23 protein-coding genes (1 of these 23 cut by a window edge) are annotated in these 26742 nt (G+C 32.2%); 12 read left to right on the forward strand and 11 right to left on the reverse strand.

Features of this window, described 5'->3' with window-relative positions:
• The 5 genes from WPG_RS03120 to WPG_RS03135 form a co-directional block, all read right to left on the reverse strand.
• Nucleotides 1-1107, reverse strand: partial view of a putative porin gene (locus WPG_RS03120; RefSeq protein ID WP_052471131.1) — the 5' portion only. It extends 693 nt beyond the left edge of the window; 1107 of the gene's 1800 nt are visible here — the first part of the coding sequence; the start codon lies at nucleotides 1105-1107; its stop codon lies off the left edge, out of view.
• 348 nt (nucleotides 1108-1455) lie between these two features.
• A complete protein-coding gene (locus WPG_RS03125; protein ID WP_045469230.1) occupies nucleotides 1456-2169 on the reverse strand; it encodes a hypothetical protein in 714 nt (237 codons plus the stop codon).
• Nucleotides 2170-2191: 22 nt separating this feature from the next.
• Entirely contained in the window at nucleotides 2192-3415 is a 1224-nt protein-coding gene (locus WPG_RS03130; RefSeq protein ID WP_231850243.1) for a RagB/SusD family nutrient uptake outer membrane protein, read from the reverse strand.
• Nucleotides 3416-3445: 30 nt separating this feature from the next.
• Nucleotides 3446-3688: a hypothetical protein gene (locus WPG_RS18505; RefSeq protein WP_231850244.1), complete on the reverse strand. Its 243-nt coding sequence runs from the start codon at nucleotides 3686-3688 to the stop codon at nucleotides 3446-3448.
• An 18-nt stretch (nucleotides 3689-3706) separates the two neighbouring features.
• On the reverse strand, nucleotides 3707-6931 hold the full coding sequence (locus WPG_RS03135) for a SusC/RagA family TonB-linked outer membrane protein (RefSeq protein WP_045469233.1): 3225 nt from the start codon (nucleotides 6929-6931) through the stop codon (nucleotides 3707-3709).
• Between the two features lie 214 nt (nucleotides 6932-7145).
• Here WPG_RS03135 and WPG_RS03140 point away from each other — a divergent pair, with 214 nt between their 5' ends.
• The 5 genes from WPG_RS03140 to WPG_RS03160 all read left to right on the forward strand — a co-directional run bounded on the left by WPG_RS03140 (nucleotide 7146) and on the right by WPG_RS03160 (nucleotide 12629).
• The gene (locus WPG_RS03140) at nucleotides 7146-7748 is read left to right on the forward strand and encodes a ribonuclease HII (RefSeq protein WP_045469235.1); all 603 of its coding nucleotides are present in this window, start codon (nucleotides 7146-7148) and stop codon (nucleotides 7746-7748) included.
• A 32-nt stretch (nucleotides 7749-7780) separates the two neighbouring features.
• The gene (locus WPG_RS03145; protein ID WP_045469238.1) at nucleotides 7781-10153 is read left to right on the forward strand and encodes a hypothetical protein; all 2373 of its coding nucleotides are present in this window, start codon (nucleotides 7781-7783) and stop codon (nucleotides 10151-10153) included.
• A 291-nt stretch (nucleotides 10154-10444) separates the two neighbouring features.
• On the forward strand, nucleotides 10445-11494 hold the full coding sequence (locus WPG_RS03150; protein WP_045469241.1) for a nucleoid-associated protein: 1050 nt from the start codon (nucleotides 10445-10447) through the stop codon (nucleotides 11492-11494).
• A 12-nt stretch (nucleotides 11495-11506) separates the two neighbouring features.
• Nucleotides 11507-11788: a hypothetical protein gene (locus tag WPG_RS03155; protein WP_045469244.1), complete on the forward strand. Its 282-nt coding sequence runs from the start codon at nucleotides 11507-11509 to the stop codon at nucleotides 11786-11788.
• A 103-nt stretch (nucleotides 11789-11891) separates the two neighbouring features.
• Nucleotides 11892-12629, forward strand: a complete 738-nt coding sequence (locus WPG_RS03160) for a M50 family metallopeptidase (RefSeq protein ID WP_045469247.1) — start codon at nucleotides 11892-11894, stop codon at nucleotides 12627-12629.
• Here the strand turns inward: WPG_RS03160 and lipB are convergent.
• Genes lipB through WPG_RS17695 form a run of 3 tightly spaced genes read right to left on the reverse strand, consistent with a single transcriptional unit; the run spans nucleotide 12610 to nucleotide 14289 of the window.
• Nucleotides 12610-13308 (reverse strand): lipoyl(octanoyl) transferase LipB, encoded by a 699-nt coding sequence (gene lipB, locus WPG_RS03165; RefSeq protein ID WP_045469250.1) that lies wholly within the window; start codon nucleotides 13306-13308, stop codon nucleotides 12610-12612. The genes WPG_RS03160 and lipB overlap by 20 nt on opposite strands.
• Nucleotides 13309-13311: 3 nt before the next feature.
• Nucleotides 13312-14091 carry a hypothetical protein gene (locus WPG_RS03170; protein ID WP_045469253.1) on the reverse strand — a complete coding sequence of 260 codons (780 nt, stop codon included), beginning with the start codon at nucleotides 14089-14091 and terminating at the stop codon, nucleotides 13312-13314.
• Nucleotides 14092-14130: 39 nt separating this feature from the next.
• Complete coding sequence (locus tag WPG_RS17695; RefSeq protein WP_084221509.1) at nucleotides 14131-14289, reverse strand: YqaE/Pmp3 family membrane protein; 159 nt, start codon at nucleotides 14287-14289, stop codon at nucleotides 14131-14133.
• 112 nt (nucleotides 14290-14401) lie between these two features.
• On the opposite strand from WPG_RS17695, the gene WPG_RS17205 reads away from it, so the two are divergent.
• The 7 genes from WPG_RS17205 (at nucleotide 14402) to WPG_RS03210 (ending at nucleotide 23591) form a co-directional block, all read left to right on the forward strand.
• Entirely contained in the window at nucleotides 14402-15457 is a 1056-nt protein-coding gene (locus tag WPG_RS17205; protein WP_052471132.1) for a response regulator transcription factor, read from the forward strand.
• 109 nt (nucleotides 15458-15566) lie between these two features.
• A complete protein-coding gene (locus WPG_RS03185; protein WP_045469259.1) occupies nucleotides 15567-15974 on the forward strand; it encodes a DUF1573 domain-containing protein in 408 nt (135 codons plus the stop codon).
• A gap of 113 nt (nucleotides 15975-16087) precedes the next feature.
• The gene (locus tag WPG_RS03190) at nucleotides 16088-16978 is read left to right on the forward strand and encodes a thioredoxin family protein (RefSeq protein ID WP_045469262.1); all 891 of its coding nucleotides are present in this window, start codon (nucleotides 16088-16090) and stop codon (nucleotides 16976-16978) included.
• A 57-nt stretch (nucleotides 16979-17035) separates the two neighbouring features.
• The gene (gene lysS, locus WPG_RS03195; RefSeq protein WP_045469265.1) at nucleotides 17036-18724 is read left to right on the forward strand and encodes a lysine--tRNA ligase; all 1689 of its coding nucleotides are present in this window, start codon (nucleotides 17036-17038) and stop codon (nucleotides 18722-18724) included.
• A 3-nt stretch (nucleotides 18725-18727) separates the two neighbouring features.
• Complete coding sequence (locus tag WPG_RS03200; RefSeq protein WP_045469269.1) at nucleotides 18728-19633, forward strand: endonuclease/exonuclease/phosphatase family protein; 906 nt, start codon at nucleotides 18728-18730, stop codon at nucleotides 19631-19633.
• A gap of 126 nt (nucleotides 19634-19759) precedes the next feature.
• Nucleotides 19760-21007, forward strand: a complete 1248-nt coding sequence (locus tag WPG_RS03205) for a fibronectin type III domain-containing protein (protein WP_231850245.1) — start codon at nucleotides 19760-19762, stop codon at nucleotides 21005-21007.
• Between the two features lie 91 nt (nucleotides 21008-21098).
• A complete protein-coding gene (locus WPG_RS03210; RefSeq protein WP_045469272.1) occupies nucleotides 21099-23591 on the forward strand; it encodes a zinc-dependent metalloprotease in 2493 nt (830 codons plus the stop codon).
• A 75-nt stretch (nucleotides 23592-23666) separates the two neighbouring features.
• Here the strand turns inward: WPG_RS03210 and WPG_RS03215 are convergent, their stop codons facing one another.
• The 3 genes from WPG_RS03215 to WPG_RS03225 form a co-directional block, all read right to left on the reverse strand.
• Complete coding sequence (locus WPG_RS03215; RefSeq protein ID WP_045469275.1) at nucleotides 23667-24977, reverse strand: hypothetical protein; 1311 nt, start codon at nucleotides 24975-24977, stop codon at nucleotides 23667-23669.
• A 97-nt stretch (nucleotides 24978-25074) separates the two neighbouring features.
• Nucleotides 25075-25896: an alpha/beta hydrolase gene (locus WPG_RS03220; protein WP_045469278.1), complete on the reverse strand. Its 822-nt coding sequence runs from the start codon at nucleotides 25894-25896 to the stop codon at nucleotides 25075-25077.
• Nucleotides 25856-26734 carry an alpha/beta hydrolase gene (locus WPG_RS03225; RefSeq protein ID WP_045469280.1) on the reverse strand — a complete coding sequence of 293 codons (879 nt, stop codon included), beginning with the start codon at nucleotides 26732-26734 and terminating at the stop codon, nucleotides 25856-25858. Before WPG_RS03225 ends, WPG_RS03220 begins: the two co-directional genes overlap by 41 nt.
• Nucleotides 26735-26742: the final 8 nt, after the last annotated feature.

A 26742-nucleotide genomic window follows, 5' to 3' on the forward strand; every position in this document is an offset into this window, starting at 1 on the left:
ATTAATACCGCCTTTTAAGCTAAAATCTTTAAATAGCTTTACATTTATTTCACCATTTAAATGACTTCCAACGAATTCATCTGAGAGATTTACTCCTCCATTTCCTTTTATATTAAATCCTTTATAGGTTTTCGCATAAGAAGCTTCTACACCAAAATAATTCGACTTAATTCTATTAGGTATAGTTTCATTTGGAAATAATACTACACTATCATATCCATAGTTAAGGTCAGTAAAATTAACAGCGAACATAAAGTCACCTAATAGATTATTAGAATAATATAATCCAAGTGCTGATTTAAAATTCTCTAATTTAACTTTATCGTTAATATTGTTGGTAAAAGAATCACCAAAAAAACTTGTTACTGGAGTTGTTTGGGAAAACTGGTAATATTTATCTTCTAAAGAAATGGTATTAAATACAGCAAGTCTATTCTTACTTAATGAGTCTTTTATCTTTCCAAAATCATAAGAATGCTTGATATAAAATGTTTTACCTCTTAAAATATTTTCAGCATTTTCAAAATTAGGATCGAAAACAGACCTGTCAATAAAATCTTCGTTACCCGATTCAAAGTTTTCAAGATCTTCGTCCTTTAAACCACCGTTTTCTTGATTTAATATATCCTGCATAACAACATGTAACTTAGCGTCATATCTTTCATTCTTGGACTTAATATTTGACGTAAATCTAAAATTACCTGAACTGGTAAGTGAATTTTGATAATTACCTAACGACCTTAACCCTTTATAGGCAAGTGAAAAATTAAATTGTCTTGATAAATTAACAGCGATGAAAGCATCCAGCATTTGCCCTTGCTCAAAAGCAGTTTTGTATGTTAATCGTGTCCATGGAGTAGGCACTTCATAGTATCTAATATCATCACTTTCCATATAATTAAAATGACGAGCCCTTGCTCCGAACAAAGGTGATGTATTATCAGATAATAAATTAAATGTTAATGAATTATATGTTTGCCCTATATTGGCAAAAGGCATTAACCCAAAATTATCTCTTTGTAAGTAATTAAATTTATAATCCTTTTTAATTGACAATGTAGTATCTACCACTGAAGTATCAATCTCAGTATTAAATTGTAAGTACATATCTATAGAAGCCAGCTTTTTAAAACCTTTTGATTTTTTTTACAGCAGAAGAATCATTGGCAAATGGATTTTCACGATTTTCAACATTTCCTTTATTTAATTTTGTCTGACCTAGAATACCATAAGTGCAAAAAAGTGAAAGAATTAAAAATATGAAATGTTTTGAGTTTAACATGAAAAGATTTATATACAAAAACTATTATTAATGGATATTATTATGGCAAAAATAGATAATAATACTATAATTAAAATGTAAGTGTTAAAAGTTAAATAATAAACTTAAGTTAAATCCATAAAAAAACCACCTTAATAAAATTAAGGTGGTCTAAATATTATTAGATAGATATATTAATCTATTGTAAAAGTTTCTGTATTTCCTGTACCAGAAACTGTACCAGAAACTAATGAAGCACCACCAACTGATACATCATAAGCTGGTCCACCATCTCCCCAAGAATCATTAACTTCTAGAGTGTAAGTACCAGAGGCTAAACAGAAATCCCAACTGTAAGTTACAAAATCGTCAGCTGGATTATCATATGGTCCACCTGCAGCAACTTCAGATCCACCACCGTCTGTAAGAGACCAAGTTGTTTCATCTGGATAGTTATCCATAGTAATAGAAAGCGTCGCAATTGTATTAGGACAGTCTTCTGCTACGTTAATAGTTAAACTTCCACCTAAACTAGCTCCACTTAACTCAGCAAACTCAACTATTAATGTTTGAGCTACATACTGTAAATTAGCGTCATCTGTAACAGAAACTGGTAACACTCCTACATTAGAATTTGCAGGAATAGTCACTGTACTTGGTACAGAATAACTAGTTGCAAGAGTAGAACCTTCGTTTACTAATACTGAATAAGTACGGTCAGATCCTGTTTTATTTCCAGCGTATACCATTACATCTTTTGTTGATGTAGCATTTTCAGCAACTCTAAATGTAGTTGGACTAGATTCAAAAGTTACATAATCTACGCTATTTGAAGTAGCATCTTCATCACAGCTGTAAGCAGCTGTGATAAAAACACCAAGAACTATATATTTAAAAATTTTCTTCATGAGATAAGTCTTAGTTTATTAATTAGTTTTGTTCGTTAATGAAAACGTTACTTTGAATCTCTAATTCAGGGATTTCAAAAGTCATTTGCTCAGAGTTATGTGCAAAAGATTCACCTACAAAAGATAAGTGATTACTTCCTCTTGCTCCTGTCATCTGCTGATTACGCTTAAGCGATAAGTAAGATTTACCCTCACCCCAGAACTCTATACGAGTTTGTAAATGAATTTCATCTTGTAAAGCTGTTCCTGATAATCCATTTAAATAAGATGTATCTGGCAAACGCTGATCTAATACATTTGCTAATGCTGTTCTAGCTGCTCCATCTTGTCCCATCTTAGCTAATGCTTCTGCTTTTAACATATGTAATTCTGCAATTCTCATATATACGTAATCTGCAACTACTGTTCCACTTGGACCACCAATGATTCTACTAGCATCGTAAAACTTATCTAATGGCATTAAGTTATAATAACCTGTACCTGGGAAGAATTGTGCCTTTCTTGCATCATCTGCAGGAATTGCATCATATAAATTCTGATCGATTGCTTTTGCATCACCTGCCCAAGCATAACTGTATGAAAACGCATCAACTTGTCCCCACCAAGATACTAATCTCAATCCGATATCTGGGTTAAGGTCTACACCCCAAATCCATCCCGGAGTTGCTAAGTTGTTAAATCCACCTGTTATTTCTGCTGCACTCATTACTGTTGCACCAGACTCAGCGATAACTGCATCACATAGAGAAACCACTTCACCCATACGAGATACATCACGTGTTGCTGCAATAGTGTAAGCTAATACTGCTTTAGCTATTGTCTTATCAGCTTGTGTTTTTGTCGGTCTTGTATAATCCGCCATTAACACTATCGCTCTGTTTAAATCACTTTCAATTAATTCAAATACTTCTGCCGTTGTAGACTTACCAACACCAATGTTAGAAACACCTCTGTATATTGGAAGTATCTCCGCTGATGGATTATAATCATTAGACATGTACTGAGTTAAGTAAAAATAAGAGTGAGCTCTCATTGTTAAAGCTTGACCTAAATTTGCTCTGTTAGTAAGGTTTTCTGGATCAGCTGCCTCACCACCTAAAGCATCAATAACTGTATTTGCAGAACGAATTACTCTGTAGTAATGTCTCCAAACTTGGTAGTTATCAGTAAAGGTGAAATCTTCTGTACACTGATATTCAGTAATACTAGCTCTGTACCATCCATAAGTACTTACAGATAAAGCCATATCACTAGTTAGAAAGTCAGCAAATAAATCTTAAGCTTTATGACCAAAATCATCGTGACCAGTAGTACCACCAGTACCTGTTGTATACATATTTGAGTATACACCTTCAATGAAACCAGATAAAATATCTGGATTTGACTCAGCAATCTCACCAAACTGATTTATTGTTTGAAACCCACTTTCAGGTGCCTCATTTATAAAATCATCAGAACAGCCAAACACTGTTAGGACTAATCCCGAGATCATCATTAATTTAATTACACTTTTTTTCATTTTTCGCTTTTTTTTAAGTTAAAATTTTAATCTCACACCTAATGTAAATGTACTTAATGGCGCATATAATCTACGACCAGTATTTCCACTTTCACTTGTTCTTGGGTTGAAACCTTCTCTAGCACTTGTTAGAAACAAGTTATCACCAGAGACATATACGTTTACTAAATCTAATCCTGTTTTATCTAAGAATTTAGATGGTAATGTGTAACCTACTAAAATATTATTTAAAGCAAGGAAGTCAGTTTTAGTTAAAAATCTTGTTGATGTAGATGTACCATTAACGATAGCATTATCTGTTAATGCAGGTACGTTAGTGATATCACCTGGATTTTGCCATCTAGCTCTAATATCTGAATGGAAGTTATTACCAGCGGCACCAAAACGATCACTCATTAATTCACCATATTGGTTATCTAATGCGTATCCTCCTATTTGATATGTGAATTGTGTTGAAAGATTCCAGTTCTTATACTTAGCTGATAAACGGAAAGCACCAGATACATCAGGAATACCTCCTTTACCTACATACTTTTGAGTAGCTGCAGAGTAATCCTTAGTAATTGTTTTTCTGATATTAGCATCTTCATTTGCTGCTAAATACTGAGTTAATCCTAAACCAAGTTCTTCACCAGTATCTAAAATACCATTATCATTAGCATCATCATAATATTGATTCCACATTGGGGCACCATCTGAAGGATCTACACCAGCCCATTCTCTAATATAGAAATCAAAGATAGAACTACCTACAGAATATCCATAAGGAGCGTTTCTATTATCTAATATTTCTTGCTCTCCAGTCTGAGGACTGATATACATTTCTTTAATTTCGTTATCAGTGATTGCTCCGTTAACAGATAAATCTAATTTAAAATCACCTGAATTTATTATGTGACCAGTAAAATCAAATTCTAAACCATTGTTTCTAAGAACACCTTCATTAATAGTTAATGTTGCTACACCTGTAGATGCTGCATTCGCTCTTGTGAAGAATAAATTTTCTGTATCCTTGATAAAGTAATCAATAGAACCATCTAACCAAGAACCTAAACTAAATTCTACACCAGCTTGGTACTGCACTGCAGTCTCCCAAGTTAATTCAGGGTTCTGGAAAGTATCTGCTGGGAAAGAAAATGCACCAGCACCATTGTTATTTAAACTGAATGTATCTATACCTGTGTAGAAACCTACACCAGTTTCATCACCTGTAATACCATAAGAACCCTTTAACTTTAAATAGCTAAATACACTATCAGACATAAAATCTTCATTAGATATAATCCAAGCAGCACCTATAGAACCAAAGTTATCCCATTTGTTGAATGCGAACTTAGAAGACCCATCACGACGACCAGATAATGTTAAATAATATTTATCATCAAAATCATAATTAATCTGAGCAAAGTAAGACTCTAAAGTTCTTGCAGATCTACCACCTATTACTTGACCATTCTGAATAATATATTGATTTAGCTCATCAATATCTGGGTTAACCACCTTAGTTTTTGAAGATTCAATAAAGTTTGTTTCAAACCTATTACCTTCATGCGCCACTAATGCTTCTACAGAGTGATCTCCAAAATCTTTACGGTAACGTAATAACTGTAGGAAGTTTGTTGTTAATCTTTCTGTATTAGATTGTGTAATATTACCTTCATCATTTACTGCAGTTCCATAAAAAGGATTACCTACAGATTTAAATATCGCATTTGAATATTGCGCTCCAAATGTAGTTTCAAAAGATAATGCATCAGTTATTTTAAACTTCGCATTAAAGCTACCGTTTAATTCATGTCTATCTGTACCTACATGATCATATAATGCAGTACCAATTGGATTTAAAAGGTTGGCATTTGGTCTTGCTCTAAACCCAGAAGGAGTTCCATAATCTAACTGATTACCACCAAAAACTGGATCTGGTACCAATTGAGCGTTATCATCTCTTAAATAAACTGGGAAAAATGGTTGCATTTTATCAGCAAATTCAAAAACGTTTTCTGAACCAGCTGTTTGACCATTATTTAAACTTTCTGAAAATGCATAACCTAAGTTAGCACCAACAGTTAACCACTCTTTAACTTTAGAATTAACATTAATTCTTGTCGTGTATCTTTTATAACCAGTGTTTAAAGCATAACCATTGTCATCTAAGAAACCAAAAGACACAAAATATCTTGAATCAGCATTACCACCACCCATTCTTAAGTTAGCCTCTGTTCTGTAAGCTGCATTAAAAGCAACATCTTGATAACGTAAAGGATCATATTTTCTTGTAACACCTGCTCTTACAGATCTAGTTACTGGATCAATTAATTCACCACCATCAGCAGCATTCCACATATTATATCCTGGATCCACACTGTTTCCAAATAAATAAGAATTTGCAAAAGCAACAGGGTCTGCATTACCAGTTACACGTCCTCTTCCTAAGCCACCTTCCCAAACAAGAGCTATACTCTCTTCTGGAGAACTAATGACGTCGTAACGAGGAATTAATTGTGTATTGATACCAGTTCTTACGTCTAATTCAACATAAGATTCAGTAGAACTTCCACCTTTAGTTGTAATCAATACTACACCATTCGCACCACGAGAACCATAAATGGCAGTTGCCGTCGCATCCTTTAAGATCGTTGTTGATTTAATATCTGATGGGTTAATTGAGTTCAAACTCCCAGAGAAAGGAACTCCATCAATTACATATAGAGGAGATCTATTCCCATTAATAGAACCAAAACCTCTAATACGTACTGTTGAAGTTGTACCTGGCTGACCGGATGTGTTAATTACTGTTACACCGGCAGCTTCACCTGCAAGTGACTGAGATACATTAGAGAAGTTTTTCGTCTCAATGTCTTCAGATTTTACCACTGTAGCCGTACCAGCGTACGCCTTTTTGGTTGTGGTACCATAACCTACAACAACAACTTCATCAAGAGTATTACCCTCCTCTAAAGCTACGTCATAAGTATTACCAGCAGCGATTGTAACTTCAGAAGGCTCCATACCTACATAAGAAATTACTAATACATCTCCTTGATCAACCTTAATAGTATACTTACCATCAAAATCTGTTTGAGCACCACGAGCGGTACCTTTTACAATTACACTAGCACCAGGAAGGGGTAAACCATCTGAAGCAGTTGTAACTGTACCTGTGACAGTTTTTTCTTGTGCAAAAGAAAATTGCATCACGAACGCCATAAAAAGCGTTAATAACCATGTTAACTTTAATTTCATAAAACAATTATTTGAGTTAGTCTAGTTGCAAACATCTTAATTTAATATTAAATATACAAGTGTTTTTGCCAAAAAAATGTTAATACTTTTGCGAATTCATCAGCAATGCTTTCAAATCATTTTTTCAATGTTTTACTCAATTAACTCAGTATTTAGATGTAAAAACTGTAAAAGGGTTGCGTTAAAATTTTAACTTTGTTTAAACTTTAACATTTTGACGCTTCAAATTCAGTTTTCATCTTTCGATTTAGAATGTGGTACCGACGAGGCTGGTAGAGGTTGTTTGGCTGGCCCTGTTACTGCAGCAGCAGTTATCCTCCCTCTATCATTTAACAACACTTTATTAAATGACTCAAAACAACTTTCAGAGAAGAATAGAACTATTCTAAAGCCTCTTATTGAATCTAAAGCCGTAACGTTTGCATTTCAACATATTTATGAAACCGAGATTGATAATATTAATATCCTGAACGCATCTATAAAAGCAATGCATGGTTCTATTGAAAAACTTAAACCCATTCCTAAATACATAATAGTAGACGGCAACAAGTTTAAACCTTACAAATCCATTCCTTACCAAACCATTATTAAAGGAGATAGTAAATATTTAAGTATTGCAGCCGCTTCAGTATTGGCAAAAACGTATAGAGATGAATACATGGAAAAAATTCATAAAGAATTCCCCATGTATAATTGGAAACAGAATAAAGGTTATCCAACCAAAGAACATAGAGCAGCAATAAAAAAATATGGGATTACAAAATATCACAGAAAATCATTTAGATTATTACCTGAGCAATACCGTTTAGATATTTAACTTTTTATATTTGTAATCATAATACTATTTTAATGAAACGACTTGGTTTTTTATTGGTTTTGTTTTCCTTTCTATTAGGCTGTCAAAAAAACTACAACAAAACTAATTTCCCATATCAACTTATTCCTAAGCAAACAAAAACTGTTATAAAAGTAAATGAAGTTAACAGCTTTATAAATAGCATTAATAATCATGATGTACTTTCCTCTATATATAATAAGGAGCTTAAAAATGCATCTACTATTTTAAAACACCTTAACACAACACAACAAATATTTATTGGTATTAAGGAATCTTCAGATAAACAATCAGACTTTTTAATCCTTACAAAAAATGATTCTACATTGTTTGTAATTGATTCTATTCCTAATCATATTTCAGAATCCTTAATAAAATTAGATATTAAAAAAACACAAATAGACACTACAACATTCTACCATAAAATTATAGGAGGTGTATTTGCGGGATCAAGTAACTTAGAACTTCTGAAAGACATAGATACTGAAAAAGAAAACACCAAACTAAGCAAGTTAATTGAAACCACTGATGATAAATCCATCGCTTCAATACTATTTAAAGTAGACGCAACTAATTACTCAAAACTATTGTTTTCAAATTTGAATGATAATAGTGATGAATCTAATTACGGTGTTCTTGATATAGACTTCACAGATAAAAGTCTTCTGTATAATGGTATCATTACATCTAATGATTCAATCAATAATTATTTAGATAGTTTTAAAAATACTATTCCTCAAAAAACTAACACCCCAAAATTATCGCCTTTCAATACAAAATCCTTATTAAGTATTGCTTATGATGATTTCTCTGCCTTCCAAAAAAACTTAACTCACAGAACTAAGCAAACTATTGATAGTACAGAAACATTTTTAAATTTAACTAATGAGATTGCCTTAATAGATAATGCTCTGGTATTATATTCATTAGATCCAAACTTAATTCTAGAGTCTATTGAGGAAAAAACAAATATTGAAACATTTAGAGATATAGATATATACGAATTTGGTAACCCAGATTTTTTTCAATCACGCTTAACGCCTTTTATGAGTTTTGACAATGCCGAATTCTTTTCGGTTTACGAAAATTTTATTGTGTTTTCAAATTCTGTAGAATCATTAAAAGCTATACTAATTAATGCACTCAATAATAATACGCTAGCTAATACTGATGCATATCTTAGCATAAGTGAAAACCTTAGCGATGAAGCTTCATTATTTGTTTTTAAAAATTCTGATGGTTTATCAGAGGTTTTAGAGAAAAAAACAAAAGGCTATAACGCTAACGCTGTACAGTTTATATATGAAGACAATTATGCTCATATTAATGGCATCATTCAAAAGTTCAAAAAGAGAGCATCAACCAATTCAGTAATTGAAGCGTTTACCACTCAAGTTGAAGCAGAACTTATTTCATCACCACAAATTATAAAAAATCATGTCACCAAAGCACATGATATAGTTTTGCAAGATGTTCATAATATGCTTTACCTTATTTCTGATTCAGGAAGTATACTATGGAAAAAACAACTTCAGGGAAAAATACTTGGTAATATTGAGCAAATAGATATTTATAAAAATGGAAGATTACAATTAGTTTTTGCTACTTCTAATCGTATATACGTTTTAGATAGGAATGGTAATGATGTCTCTCCATTTCCATTAAAGTTTAATGATGCGATTACACAACCACTTTCTGTTTTCGATTATGATAAAAGAAAAAATTATAGGTTATTAATCACTCAAGGCAAAAACCTTTTAATGTATGATGTAAAAGGTAAATCTGTATCTGGATTTAATTACAACAATAATGGCTCAGATATTCTTACCCAACCAAAACATTTTAGAATAGGAAGCAAAGATTACATAACATTCGGTGCAGGTGAAACATTAAAAATATTGAACAGACAGGGAAAAGTGAGGATTAATGTTAAGGACAAAATTCGTTTTTCAGAAAATAAACTGTATTTATATCAAAATAAGTTCACCACTACTAATACACTTGGTCAATTGATACAAGTTGATACCAAAGGGCGATTAAATACTAAAGATTTAAACCTAACAGATAAGCATCATATTACTACTACAAGTAAAACTCTAGTTTCTTTGAGTGAGAATAAATTAAAAATTAAGTCTAGAACTATAGATTTAGATTATGGAGATTATACTATACCGAAAATCTTTTACCTCAACGATAAAATCTACGTCACTACTACAGATTTACAATCTAAGAAAGTTTATCTTTTCGATAGCCAAGCTAAGTCCATTCCAAATTTTCCTGTATTTGGGACTTCTACAGCAGAGCTACAGAAATTAGATAAGAGTAATGGTTTGGAGCTCATTACAAAAAGTGATGCTAAAACCATTGTGGTATACAAACTACATTAATTTTTCACCAATTATACATTTCATTTTTTAGTATCAATAGTTATCATTATTTTTATACAACTATTAATCAGTTACTTAACAATGAAAGAATTCAGAACATTGAAGTTACTTGTATAATATATTTGTTTCTTTTTTTGCTCCTTGAATTATAGACTCAAAAAAAGTAAACCATAACGATAACCAAATCTCAAGTCCTCGAGTCTGAAAACGCCAAATTTAATTTGGCGTTTTCTTATTTTTAAGCTCATGCTTTCGTAGTATTGTATAACTAAAAAACACATCTTTTTTGCTATGATAAAAAGACAAAAAGCTTCAATCAAAAGTTGTATTATTCATAAAGTTGGCAACAAATTTAATGACACAAAAAATGCATTTTCAGATACTACTATAGATTTTGACGAAGCCACTTATAATCTTATGTTGCCATATCTATTAAAACCTTTTGTAAGTGCTACTGAAAGTTATCGTTTTCATCATCATAGTGATATAGGACTCAATGAGATTAACACTTATAGCGAGCAAATTTTTAAAGATGAAGCAGATTTTGTAGAAGTATCAAAACACATTGTAACACATCTATTTGAGCAAAGCAATTCTGCACAAATAAAAACAGGAGATGTCTTAGTTTGTCATTTTGAAAACGTGCAATACGAAGACTATTTCACAGATGCATTTGGCATCTATAAAATTGAAAATAAAACAGAGTTTTTTCAGACGTATTTAGAATCTGGTAGCTACGATATTTTAGTGCAAAAAGGCATACAAGCCAAAAAGGTAGATAAAGGCTGTTTAATCTTAAATACCTCTGATATGGAAGGCAAGATTGTATTTAGTGTAGATAACAATACTTACGACACGCAATACTGGATTAAAAGCTTCTTAAATATTAAATATCCTGATGACTCTAACCAACATACCAAGAACTGTATAGAGTTATGCAGAGAGTTTTCTAAAGAAGTATTACAACCAAATTTTGGCGGACAGGCCCAAAGTAATTTCTTAGCAAATACGGTTGATTTCTTCAAAGAAAATGAAATTGTAAATATCGAAACTTTTAAAGAACAAGTCTTTGACGAAGAAGATCAAATACAACTATTTGAAGACTATAAAAAAACCTACGAAGCTGAAAATAAGGTCCTCATTAGAAATCAATTTGATGTCTCTGAACGGGTCTTAAAAAAGCAAAAACAAAAGATTAAAACTGAGATTAAATTAGACACCAACATACAAATAAAGCTTGATGTGGATGCACCAGATGCATCAGCTGAATATTTAGAGCGTGGCTACGACGATGAGAAAAAAATGCATTTTTATAAGGTGTTTTTTAATGCTGAAAACTAAAAATAAATACTTATGAAAGTTTTCATTAAACTATTTGTAATAGTTTTTATTCTCCATATCACATTAGGATTTTCAATGTCATATATAGTTGGTAATTCTGAACCTAATCTTCTAATTAAAATCATCGATGAGATTATTTCTTTCCCAACAAGTTTATGGAATAGATTAGTACCAGAAAAAGGTGTCTATGCCGCTACTTCAAATGTGTTTTGGCTTGTGATTTTTTTCAATGCACTAATTCAAACACTTGTAATATTTAGATTGCTAAAATTCTTAAAAAAGAAGAAAATATAGATAAACTAAGCTTTAAAAACTCATTGAAATATTTCAAGAGTTTATAATTATTTTTAAATTAACAAATCTATTTTAAAGCTATAACTGACATTGTTTATTTAAAATGGCTAAGTACTTTAAAACAAATTATCAAGCAATTCTAGGATTTATTCTAGCCTCAATTATTTTAGTTCTTATTTGGCGGACTTACTATGGGTATTACATTTTATATACATTTACTATTCTTGGCACTTGGTTTCACGAAATGGGTCATGGCATTACGTCTATAATTGTAGGCGGTAGTTTTACGAGATTAGAAATCTTTAATAATGGTTCTGGTTTAGCATTCAGTAGTTATTTGGATTCTAATTTTTATTTAGATAAGAATATTTCACTTGGATTAGTCTCAGCTGCTGGATTGTTTGGACCACCTGTAATAGGTTCTGTTTTTATTTTAATGAGTAAAACATATAAACGCTCTAAAATAATATTATATCTCCTTTCTGCAGTGATGCTAATATCTGTAGCCCTTTGGGTAAGAACTTCAGTAGGAGTAGTTATTATTTTATTTTTAGGAGTACTTATACTTTACATTGCCATCAAAGGAAATGAAACATTACAACAATTAGTAGTACAATTTCTAGGTGTAATTGCATGTATTGATACCTCTAAACAAATAAATTATTTATACACAAAAAGTTTTGTAAGCAATGGTATAGAAAAGCTATCAGATACAGGTTCTATGGCAGAGCGCATAGGGTTTTCTCATAGTTTTTGGGCAACTATGATTCTTATATTAAGTTTTTCAATGCTTTTATATAGCTTGTTTTTAAGGAATAGAATTAAACGAACTTCGCATTAAAAAGGCTTTTAAAATGTTTTAAAAGCTTTTCTTTTACTTCACCTTCATCAACTTTCTCAACACCCAATTCGTTATTTAGAGTGGTCACAGCTTTACCTTTAATACCACAAGGAATAATATTATCAAAATAACCTAAATCTGCATTAACATTTAATGCAAAGCCATGCATGGTTACCCAGCGACTTGCTCTTACTCCCATAGCACAAATTTTACGCGCAAACGGAGTATCAACATCTATCCATACACCAGTTTCACCAGGACTTCGTTCTGTTTTCAATCCATATTCTGCTAAAGTGAGAATAATCATCTCTTCTAAAAAGCGAAGATATTTGTGTATATCTGTAAAGAAATTATCTAAATCTAAAATAGGGTAACCTACAATTTGTCCAGGTCCATGATAAGTTATATCCCCTCCTCTATTAATTTTATAAAATGTGGCTCCTTTTTCGTTAAGTTGAGCTTCAGAAAGTAACAAATTAGACAAATCTCCACTTTTTCCTAATGTATAGACATGCGGATGCTCTACAAAGAGAAAGTGATTATCTGTAACCAAACCTGCATCTTCTCTTCTATTCTTTATTTTGGTATCTAAAATGGCTTTGAAAAGCACTTCTTGATAATCCCAAGTGGCTTTAAAATCTTTAAGACCTAAATCCTGGAGCTGTACAATTTTATTCAAACCTTAATCTTCTAAAACCACATCTAAATTCATTACTGAAGCATCACTATTTATAGCGTTCCAAGACACCTTATAAACAACGGTTTTGCCATCCTCAGATATTACAGCATTTGTGCTTGAAACCGACTTTAACTTTTTAGGGAATTTATAAGTGAGTGTATAAAATGAGTTAGAAAACAACTCTTCAAACTGTTTCTTAAACATATCATCTTCATCGTCTTCCTCTACTTCTTCCATATCATCATCTAATTTTAATTCTGGTTGAAATCTAGAAAACGTATTATTCTCAAAACTAAATGAAACTTTGGCGGTTTGGGTAAGCTCATCTAATTGCTGTTTTGGTGCTTTTCCCTCCTTATTACTCATCTCTTTTACATAATCCATAGCTTCATCAGTCTCTTCATATATAGTTTTTAACTCGTCAAAAGCTTTAAATTTCTTAGACATTTCAAATTTAAAAATACCCTTCTCTTCATCCATTTGCACCTTTAACACCATATCTTTTAACTTATCAAACTCTAAACGTTGATCATCAGTAAGCGCTGTAATACTGTCTTTATGGGTTTTGTATAAATCGTTAAAAACTACAGTAGTATCTATCTTTTCTTGTATAGGACTTTCTTTTGATGGAGGTCTATTTGCATTGGCGTAATCTAACATTGGTGCCATATCAAAAGCAGTCATATAGTGTCCACTCATATCTTTATCAAAAATGATAGATTCAGTAACATTACAGCTCGTTAAAAAACAAATAGATACAAATAATAAAATCAATTTTTTCATGCGTGATTTATAAATTTTATAAAGCACAAAGATACGGATTTATCGCTCAGGATTGTTTATTATTACTAAGGCTGCAATGACGCCTGGAACCCAACCGCATAACCATAATAAAAATGTAATAATAAATGAACCACAGCCTTTATCTATTACTGCTAAAGGTGGGCAAAAAATGGAAAGTATAACACGCCAGATACTCATAATGTCGTTTTGATGATTTGATGTATTGATATGACGTTAATTGGTTGAATTTGTTACATTATTTTAACTTCAAGTTGTTTCAAAATATTTTTAAATTATGTAGATTCGTCTTATGCGATTAAAATTTGTTTTGCTCTTTTTTGCTTTATCACTGTTTTGCGAGGCGCAATATTCGTTTTCGGGTTATGTTAATCCAGATGAATGGCAGAATTCTGTATATCTCTCTATTGTTGAAGATTACCGAAAAATGTCTGGTGTATATTCCGAGCAAATTATTGCAAAAACTATTGCAGACGAATCTGGCTTTTTTGAATTTAAAGGCAATATACTCGATACCGAAAATCGAATTTATCGTATACATGTAGATAAATGTTCGGATGGTCAACAAGATTTTAATCACTTCAATGGCCACTGTAATGATAGTGAAGAACTCTTATTTATTGCAAAGAATACAGATACTTTAAAATTGCCTTTCTCTTTCGGGAATCAGATATTTTGTTCTATTGAATCGAGCAACCCAAAAGCTAATGCTTTTGTAAAAATAGATTCTCTTAAAAGTGATATGCGTTTTGCTTATGGCGAATTTAGAAGTGAAGCTAACAGAAAATTGAATAACAAGAAATGGTTTAAAACGCTTCAGTATTTTGGTGAAGCTTTAAATGAACCTATCGCAGAGCTATATATTTATTCCTATTTATCGGATAGAACTAGTGATTTACACAATTATTATGTCGAAGACTTAAAAGACAATGACTACTATGACAATCTCAAATCGAGACTAGAAACCAATTACCCAAATGCGCCTTATACGCGACAATATGCTAACGAACTAGAAGCAGATCGCTATATGTTGGCGGCTTCAAATGGGGACATAAATTTTAATTGGAATTATTATCTCTACGGAATTATAGCATTTTCTGGAATTCTGAATCTCTTTCTACTTTATCGTAACTGGCAACGTAGGCAATCAACAACTAAAGATTTAAAAGCAAAATTATCCAAGCAAGAGCAAGTGGTTTTAGATCATCTACTACAAGACAAAACGAATAAGGACATTGCAGAATCGCTTTTTTTAAGTGTTAGCACTGTAAAATCGCACACCAATAACATTTATAAAAAGTTAAATGTACAATCTAGAGATGACGCAAAGTCCCTGTTTATCAAATAGTTAAAAAATTCAACCTAGGTACTAGTACCGATTTCCAACCTTAAATTTTCAAAATTCACATTGACATACTCGATGTTTGTTTCATTATTAATTATAAAACATTTTAATCATGAAACGAACTATTAACATTGTAATCCTTTTAGTCTTAGCGTTAAGCTTTTTTAATGCAGCACCAACAGAATTTGACAAGAGCAACTCTAAAGTAGCTATCATAAAATTTAAAACACAAGTTGTTGATTATGGTACTATTATTCAAAATTCAGAAGGTACAAGTCTCTTCACGTTTACAAATAAAGGTGATGCCCCACTTTTAATCACAAATGTAAAAACCATTTGTGGTTGCACTGTTCCAAGTTATTCTAAAACACCTATTCTACCAGGTGAAACAGGTCAGTTAAACATTAAGTACGATACTAAAAGACTAGGAGCTTTTACCAAAACAATTACTGTGACTTCTAATGCTGAAAGCGGAAATAAAATCCTTAAGATTAAAGGGAATATTATCGCTGCTAAATAAGAATCAATTGTCATACTAACTGCAGTCGAAATGCTTTAAGAACTAAACTCTAAGCTTCTCGACTGCACTCAAACAGACAAACTCACTTCAATTCTAATCTCAAAATCGTCATAATGAAAACGAATATTGTATCAATCATAAGTTCACTTATATTAGCCTTTCAGCTCAATGCACAATCTTTAAATCAAGAAATAATTACAGAAGGAAAGACACCATATTTGCTTGGCAAAATAGATAAAAGCGGTTTAGAAGGAGATAATTATAAATCATGGTTCAATACAAATCACAAAGATTATGTACCAAATACTGCAATCACTAGCCAAATAGCTTCAGAATTAAGAACCTATTCAATAACTCTATTTATGGGCACATGGTGTGGAGATAGCAAAAAAGTAGTGCCAAGACTTTATAAAGTTTTAGAAGCTAGTAATTTCCCGATGAATCAATTAACCGTTGTAGCTGTTAGCAGACAACCTGGTATGTACAAACAAAGTCCTCAGCACGAAGAGAAAGGTTTAAATATACATCGTGTACCTACTGTAATTTTCTATAAAAATGGAACGGAAGTTAATCGTATTGTTGAGCACCCAGTTAAAACTTTTGAAGAAGACATTCAGAAAATCATCACTAATAATGACTATAAATCAAACTATCAAATCGTTACTAAAGTTGATGACATCATAAAAAAGAAAGGGATAAAAGGATTAAAAAGAAAGCAAAAAAAACTTTTAAAGACTTACAAAGAAAAAGTCTCTAGTATGTACGAGCTAAATACGTACGGTCGTATCCTCTTTAGTACTGATAGAAAAGAAGAAGCTATTGCCGTATTTACTTTAAATACAGAATTATTTCCCGACCAAGCAAGAAGTTTTATGAGTTTAGCGAATACTTTAGGTGTTTCTGGTTATAAAGAAAAAGCAATTAAAGTGCTTGAAAAAGCTGTGATTCTTCATCCTGAAAACGAAGACCTTAAAGAAAATTTGAAGGTCATAAAATCAAATTAAAAAGTAGTTCTCTAATTTTTCTAAATAGTTTAATTTTGCAGTTCTAAAATAACAAGAATGCAACTTTCAGAACAAGAATTAGTACGACGCGAAAAGTTAGAAAAATTACGTGCTTTAGGGATTAATCCTTATCCAGCAGATTTATTTCCAGTAAACCATACTTCAAAACAGATTAAATCTGATTTTACTGAGAGTAAACAGGTTATTATCGCAGGTCGTCTAATGGCTATTAATGTTCAAGGAAAAGCTTCTTTTGCGCAATTACAAGATAGCGAAGGTCGTATTCAGGTATATTTTAATAGAGACGAAATTTGTACTGGTGAAGATAAGTCCATGTACAATGATGTCTTTAAAAAACTAATTGATTTAGGAGATTTCGTTGGTATTGAAGGAGAACTTTTTACAACTAAGGTTGGTGAAAAAACCGTTATGGTGAAACAATTTCAACTACTAAGTAAAGCATTGAAACCATTACCAATTCCAAAACAAAAAGATGGAGTTACTTATGATGCGTTTACAGATCCTGAGCAACGTTATAGACAACGTTATGCTGATTTAGCTGTAAATCCACATGTCAAAGAGGTTTTCGTAAAGCGAACAAAGTTATTTAACGCCATGCGTCAGTTTTTCAATGATGCAGGTTATTTTGAAGTAGAGACACCTATCCTACAACCAATTCCCGGAGGTGCAGCGGCTCGTCCATTTATAACTCATCACAATAGTTTGGATATTCCATTATACATGCGAATAGCTAACGAGTTATACTTAAAACGTTTAATTGTTGGAGGTTTTGATGGAGTTTATGAATTTTCTAAAAACTTCCGTAACGAAGGGATGGATAGAACGCATAATCCTGAGTTTACTGCTATGGAAATTTATGTGTCTTACAAAGATTATAATTGGATGATGGATTTCTGCGAGCAACTCTTAGAGCATTGTGCTATTGCTGTAAACGGAACTTCTGAAGCAACTTTTGGTGAACACAATATCAACTTCAAAGCGCCATATAAGCGTATTACGATGCGTGATTCTATTTTAGAATTTACAGGGTTTGATATTTACAATAAATCTGAAGATGAAATTAGAGCTGCCGCGAAAGGTATGCATATCGAAGTCGATGAGACTATGGGTAAAGGCAAACTGATTGATGAGATTTTCGGTGAGAAATGTGAAGGCAAATACATACAACCAACGTTCATTACGGATTATCCAAAAGAAATGAGTCCATTGTGTAAAGAGCATAGAGAAAACCCTGAATTAACTGAGCGTTTTGAGTTAATGGTTTGCGGTAAAGAAATTGCAAATGCGTATTCTGAGTTAAATGATCCAATAGATCAGCGCGAGCGTTTTGAGCACCAATTAAAACTGGCTCAAAAAGGTGATGATGAAGCTACTGAGTTTATAGATCACGACTTTTTACGTGCTCTAGAATACGGAATGCCACCTACATCTGGAATGGGAATTGGTATGGATCGATTGATTATGTTCTTAACAAACAATCAAAGTATACAAGAAGTATTATTCTTCCCTCAGATGCGACCAGAGAAAAAACAAGTTGCTTTAAGCGACAATGAGAAAGCAATTTTTGAGATTTTAAAATCTCAAAAACGAATGGACTTAACAGTACTTAAATCTCAATCTGGATTAAGTAATAAAGGCTGGGATAAAGGCATAAAAGGTTTAGGCAAACATGGACTAACTAAGGTTGAAAAAACTGATGAAGGCTTGTTTGTAGAAATGGTATAAGCCATGATTGAATTATTAAAAAAAAACAAAGCATATCTACTCATAGGATATGCTTTGTTGTTAATAATTCATTTTGTAGTAAAAGATAAATTTTACTTTACTGGTATAATTTTTTATTCGTTTCCATTACTTATTTTAATTCTTTTATTGTTATTAATTACACCCCTGTTCTACAGCAATAAAAAATATTTTATTTTTCTAATCTTTTCAGGTTTAGTATTTTCTATTTATTGGTACAAAAATTATCACGTTTCTCATGTTAATCAAAATATAAAAGGAAAAGTGAGTTCAATTTTATTTTGGAACATAGCGACTCAAGAGGATTACAATATTAAAATACTATCAAATATCATTGCAGATGAAAATATTGAAACTATAATACTTGTGGAAGCATACCATAAAAAAAATAGTTTCAATAAAGATTTTCAAACTTTAATAGAAGATTACAATATTTTGTTTTTAAAGCATGATATGATTGTTTTATCTAGAAAAAAAATCGAACTAGTAAATGAAATATACGAGCAAGAAAGCTTTAAACTCAATCATTTGAAAATTGGTGAAGAATACCCAAAAACTATTGTTATTGTAGATATTCGTTCAACCCCTTTTTACAACAGAGAAAATGCTCTAGGGCAAATAATCAACTATTCTAAAAAATATAAAGCAGATATCATTTTAGGTGATTTTAATACGCCTCATAGAAGTGTTTATTTTAAAGCTTATAGAGACAACTATCAATCCTTTAGAGATTATCAGAATGGGTTTACTGCTACTTGGCCATATGGCATACCTTTATTAGAAATAGATCATATTTGGATTAATAATAGTTATAAGCCATTAAGTTTAGAAAAACAAAACTATGCAAGGTCTGATCATTCACTTCTCATCGGAAAATTTCAAAAAAATTAAACGCTTTTTATCTTAATTCAATAGGTTAAGTTGGTAATAGTACTTAATCAATTAATACTGAAACTGTTAAAAATCCATTCATTTTTAGTAAATTGTCATCGCTAGAAAAAGAAAATTCCCCCAAAAATGAAAAAGTTAACTATTTTATTTGTCTTTGCTTTTATTTTACATGCTTGTGATAAGGATGATAGTTTTACACCAGTTTGCGATATTGTAACTAATGTAGCTGCAAATTCAATAACTCGAAATTCAGCAATAATTACTTGGAACAATACAGATGACTCAGCATCTTATACTCTAGAATATGGCATATCAGGATTTGTACTAGGCAGTGGCGTAATAGTTTCTGAAACTAATCTCTCAACTCAACTTACAGCTTTACAGGCCAACACAACTTACGATGTGTATATTCAAACCATTTGTAGTTCCAATAATTTAAGTAGTTACACCAATGTCTATAGTTTCACAACATTAGAACCAGCAGTAGTGCCTGAACTTAGGCCTACCTTATCCGAATTAAATTTGTTTTCTAATAATTTATACGATTTAAATATTACCTCGCTAGCTTTTGAATACAATCTTAATACAACCTTGTTTTCAGATTTTGCGCACAAACAACGTCTTATAGCTCTGCCAGATGGCACAAGTATGACATATGATGGTGATGGATTACCTATTTTCCCTGACAATACAGTTATAGCTAAAACCTTCTTTTATAATAATAACGAACGTGATTTAGATGAGGGCAGGCGAATTATTGAAACTAGAGTCCTTATTAAAATTAATGGTAATTGGGAGTCTGGAAATTATAAATGGAACGGCGAACAAACTGAGGCTTTTCTTGACCTAGACAGTAGTATACTTCCAGTATCTTGGATTGATAATGATGGGATTACACAATCTGTAAATTATAAAATACCATCTAATACAGATTGCTTTACATGTCATCAGAGTTTTGACAATCTTAAACCTATTGGCCCAAAATTAAGAAGCATGAATTTTAATGTAAATGGTAGTAACCAATTACAAGGATTTATAGATAATGGTCGATTAAATGGTATAACTAATTCGACAAGTGTTAGATCGCTTCCTAACTGGGAAGATGATACTTACTCTATAGAAGATCGTGCTAGAGCTTATTTAGATGTCAACTGTGCAAGCTGTCATATTCCAGGTGGTCAGTGCGAAGATCAATCAGACACTAATTTTGCTTATGAGACTTCACTAGTAGATTCGAAGATTGTAGAAAGAAAAGAAACTATTGAATTTAGAATATCGGACTATAATGAAGGGATAAGCATGCCTCTTATTGGGACAACTATTCTTCACACAGAAGGAGTAGAACTCATTCAAGCTTATTTAGACACACTTTAAGAATCACGTTAAAAAAATACTAAAATCGGTTAAGATTTTGAAAGATTTTTAACAGAATCCGTACTTTCATAAAAATTTAACAAAACCGACTATTTTGAAACACTTATCAATTAAACTACTTCTAGTAGTTTCAGTATTCTTGGCATTTTCATGTTCTACAGCCAAGAAAGCTAGCAAATCGAAAAAAGGTACAACTGCGATGGCAAAACCGCCAGCTAAGAAACCTGGTAAAAATGATATTAAACCTTACAATAAGGTTATTACTAAAAAAGCAAAAACCGATAAAGGGCTATTTGCTGTTCACAAGGTAGATGACAAGTATTTTTATGAAATTCCAGATTCTCTTTTCGAAAGAGAAATGTTAATGGTAACTCGTATTTCTAAAACTGCAGCCGGATTAGGCTTTGGTGGAGGAAAACTAAGCGAACAAGTATTGCGTTGGCAAAAGAAGGATAAAAAAGTGTTACTACGTATGGTATCTCACCAAGTGGTAGCTGCAGACTCATTACCTGTGCACGAAGCTGTTGTAAATTCTAATCTAGAACCAGTGATAGCTACATTTCCTATAAAGGCATTCAGTAAAGATTCTTTAAACACTGTTATTGATGTAACAAATTTATTTGCTAAAGATGTGAAGCCATTAGGTTTTCCGCAAAGAAGAAGACAGCAATATAGAATTACACGTTTAGATGGTCAGCTTTCATATATTGAAAGCCTTAAATCGTATCCTACAAACATTGAGTCTAGGACTGTAAAGACATATTCTGCAGGCCGTCCACCTTCAAACTCAAATACTGGAGCAATTACTTTAGAGATTAATAATTCTATGATTTTATTACCTAAAGTACCTATGCAGCGTCGTATGTTTGATCAACGTGTAGGATGGTTTACAAGCGGAACTACAGATTATGGTTTAACAGCACAAGAAAGTAAAAGGTTAACTTACCTTGATCGCTGGAAATTAGAAGTTAAAGAAGAGGATATTGAAAAATTTAAGAGAGGTGAGTTAGTTGTTCCTAAGAAGCAAATAGTTTACTACATAGATAGAGCTACACCAGATCAATGGAAAAAATATATTAAGCAAGGTATTGAAGATTGGCAAGTTGCTTTTGAAGCAGCAGGTTTTAAAGATGCGATAATTGCTAAAGATCCTCCAACTGCAGAAGAGGATCCAGAGTGGTCTCCAGAGGACGCACGCTATTCTGTTGTACGTTATTTAGCTTCACCAATACCAAATGCTAACGGACCACACGTTAGTGATCCACGTTCTGGTGAAATTTTAGAAAGTGATATTAATTGGTACCATAACGTAATGACATTATTACGTAACTGGTTCTTTGTACAAACTGCAGCGATTAATCCAGATGCACGTGGAGTTGCTTTTAAAGACGAAGTTATGGGACGATTGATTCGTTTCGTATCTGCTCACGAAGTAGGACACACACTCGGCTTACCTCACAACATGGGAAGTAGTGTTGCGTATCCAGTAGAAAAATTGAGAGATCCAGAATTCACAAAAAAATATGGAACTGCACCATCAATTATGGACTATGCGCGTTTTAATTATGTTGCACAACCAGGAGATGAAGGTGTGGCTTTAATGCCAAATATTGGTATTTATGATAAGTATGCAATTGAATGGGGTTACAGACCTATTTTAGATGCTAAGTCTGCTAAAGAAGAAAAGAAAACTTTAGATAGTTGGATTTTAAAACATGCTGGAGACCCAATATATCGCTTCGGAAGACAGCAATTTGGTGTAATTGATCCAAGTTCTCAAACTGAAGATTTAGGTGATGATGCTGTGTTAGCATCAGAGTATGGTATTGCAAACCTTAAAAGGATTGTACCAAATCTAATTGAGTGGACATCTGAAGATGGAAAAAACTACAGTGATCTACAAACTATGTATGGTCAAGTACTTGGTCAGTTTAATCGCTATATGGGACATGTCGCCTCTAATATTGGTGGTGTATATGAAATATATAAAACATATGATCAAGAAGGAGCTGTTTATACACATGTAACTAAAGAGCATCAGAAAAAGGCTATGAAATTTTTACAAGATCAATTATTCTCTACCCCATCTTGGATGTTAGATGAAAATATCTTTAATAAAATTGAAAGTGCTGGTAGTATTGAGCGTGTAGGAGGCATTCAAACTAGAACCTTGAACAACATGCTCGATTTTGGTAGAATGCAACGTATGCTAGAAAATGAAACTTTAAATGGTTCTGATGCTTACGGTCTTTATGATATGATGAAGGATGTTAGAAAAGGTTTATTTAGCGAGCTACGTTCTGGTAAGAGAATAGATATTTACAGACGTAATTTACAACGTGCCTATATTGAGCGTTTAGAGTTTATAATGAACAATGAACAGCCATCGATACCAGCTCAATTTAGAAGATTCTTTGGTGGTACATCAGTAAATGTTAGTCAATCAGATATTAGAGCTGTAGTAAGAGCAGAACTAAAATCTTTACGTAGCCAGTTGCGTTCAGCTCGTGGTGGAGATGCTATGAGTAGAATTCATATCTCAGATGCTGTAGAACGTGTAAATGATATTTTAGATCCTAAATAAGAAATAGGTTTATATAATTTAAAAAGGCTTCAAGTTATCTTGAAGCCTTTTTTATTCGAGAATTTGAAATTCTTTTTAATCCTCACCTGTCAGTTTCAAATTCTCAATATCATTCTCAATAGACAAAATTAACAAGCTAGTTGCTGTACAAAATACAGGACTTGTAATACAATGGTGTCCATTCCAGCTACCATCGTCATTTTGTATTTTCATTAATCTTCCTGAAACATTATCATACCAAGTTTTCCAGTCATCATCATCATTTACAACCATAGATTCTCCAGTTTGTAAAAAACTTAAAAATTCTTCACCTCCATTATTCCCAAAACCTGACATCACATCATTTCTCTGGGCTTGTACTTTTGATGCATTATAAACATTATAAGAAGATGTATAAGCAATAGCTTCACCTTTTGTCATACCTATATCTTCCAAATTCTCGACAGTTACCTTGTCATCTACTTTCAATTTACCTTCTTTTTTGGCTTTGGCGATTAACTCTCTAGCTTTCCTCGCATCTTTAGCTGAACCTCTTACAGAATTGCTAACTGAATACAATATTATACCAGCACCATCAGCTGTCTTTACCGATTTAGATTCTTCATCATAATTACTATTTAAATATTGTTTTTGGCTTGTTACTACTACTTCATCTAAAGTTGCACCAACCGAACCAGCAGATTCTAAAGCACTAGTTGCCAAACCAGATTGTAAAACACCAGCCCAACCAGCACCTCTGACTTTACCGTCAGACCCTGTTGCTTTCTGAATTTTATCCACACATATATCTAAGCATTTTTCAACACGTCTTTTAGTTTTCTTATCTATTTTACCTTTTAATAAGTTTGAGAAGAATTGAGCCGTTAATACTGCATCTATATTATTTCCTAATTTCCTTTGTATCTGTGTTCCTGTTTCAGAAGTTATAAAAGCATCATCATTAGAAATACTTTCTACTTGAGTTAATAAAAACTCCAATGCCTTATTAAGTTGATCTTTATATCCCCCTTTTTTGAGTGTACTTCCACTTCTAAGGATAGCCATAGCAACCATAGACGTTGTTGCAGGATCAGCCTCAACTGCATGAGGATTCATCTCACCTTGCCTGCTATGACTTCCTGCTCCATAACCCCCATTTTCTAGTTGTGCTTTTGCCAACCAAACTAAACCATCACTGACGACAGGTTGTATATTCTCTTTAATTTTAAATTGGGCATAACCTTCAGAAGATTGTTCACCAAAAGTGGTCATAAATACGCAACCTTTCTCTCTTTTAACTTCAGCTATTTCTTTTACATCTGAAGTTTTATTAATAGATAAAACTGAAACAATAGATAACATAACTAAACCTATTATTCCTACTAAAACTTTTAACTTTGTTCTCATAATTTTTCGTTTTTGATTCAACTAAAAGTATTATGATAACTAGAGAATAGTAATGTAAAATGAGTGTGTTCAGCTTTTCAATGAGTAAAAACCCATTTCAAGGAAGTATTGTTTTTATAGTTTTATGATAACTGTCAAATTCAATAAGATTATTATGGTCTCCACCTTTAACTGTCACTAAATTCAAATTAATTAAGCCTAGTTCTGAAAGTTTCTTGCCTGATGAATATGGCACAACACTATCGTCAGTACCATGAATTATGGTTATTGGACACTTAGCGTTAGGTAAGTACTGATGAGTCGGGAAATGATACTTTAACAATTGCTTTACAGGAAGCATAGGAAAGCGATGTTCTGCAACATCTAAAATACTATAATAAGGTGTTTCTAAAATGAGTTGTTTAGTATTGTTGCGTGAGGCCAAATAAGATGCTATTCCTGTTCCTAAAGACCTTCCATATAAAGTGATTTTATCTTCAGAATAGTTTTTCAATAAATAATCATAACAATATTGTGCATCCTTATAAAAACCCTGTTCACTTAATTTACCTACACTTTTTCCATAGGTCCTATAGTCCATTATTAAAACATCGTAATTCATGGCTGAGAAATATTCAGTTATAGTTCCCCATCGACTTAAATCACCAGCATTACCATGAAAATAAAGAATGACTCCTTTTGGATTATTTACTTTAAAGTGAAGTGCATTTATAGTTACGTTTTCTTCAGTTTTTAGAAATAATTCTTCAAAATCATAATTAAATTGATATTTATAATCTTGTTCTAAAGTTGTTGGCAGAAATAATATTTTTTCCTGAAAAAAATAAAGTGCAGATCCTATCATAACATATAAACCAAAAAGAACAATTGCGAACTTTTTAAGCTTTCTTTTTAGATTTTTTTGAAGAGTGAATGACATTAATACTTGTAGTTTCTAAATCTAAGGTTTTGGGTTGACTATTTAGGATATCATCTAACATATTGTGATACGATTCAAAATTATTTAAATTTTTGTGTCCACCTCCAATTACCGTATGCAGTTTAGTAAGTTTTGGTTTTATTTGAGATAATTTCACGCTTGTTTTATAAGGAATCAACTTATCGTGTGTACCATGAATAATATGAATAGGACATTGTACATATTTCAACCATTTATAGGTTGGTAACGGATATTTTATCAATAAAGACAATGGCATAAAAGGAGCATAACGCGCTGTAACTTTGGTTAGACTATAATATGGTGCATCTAAAATCAATAGTTTTGGATTATTCATTGATGCCAATTTTGTTGCAAAACCTGAACCTAAAGAGCGACCATAGAGAATGATTCGGTCTTCTGTTGTTAATTTCTTTATCTCGTTATAAACTAATTGTAAATCGCGTTTAATTGCTTTTTGAGAACGTTTCCCTGTACTCTTTCCAAAGCCACGATAATCTACCATTAAAACATTGTAACCATGTCTGGTAAAGTCTACAGCGAATTTTCCCCAACCCTTTATACTTTTAGAATTTCCTTTGAGATATAACACCACACCTTTACTTTCACCTTTTGGAAAAAATCGTAAGCCATTAATAACAGCTCCGTCTCTAGTTTCTAAATTATACTCTTTTGTTTCTTGGTTTTCGTAATCGAACTGAAAATCCTTGGGCAACTTTTCTGGTTTAAATAACATATAATCTTGCAAGTAGTACAAGGCAATACTTATACCAATATATATTGCTAAAATTAAAAGTGCGGTTGAAACCCAGTATGCCATAATTCTAT

It is taken from the genome of Winogradskyella sp. PG-2, assembly GCF_000828715.1.
In the GTDB taxonomy this organism is placed as follows: Bacteria; Bacteroidota; Bacteroidia; order Flavobacteriales; family Flavobacteriaceae; genus Winogradskyella.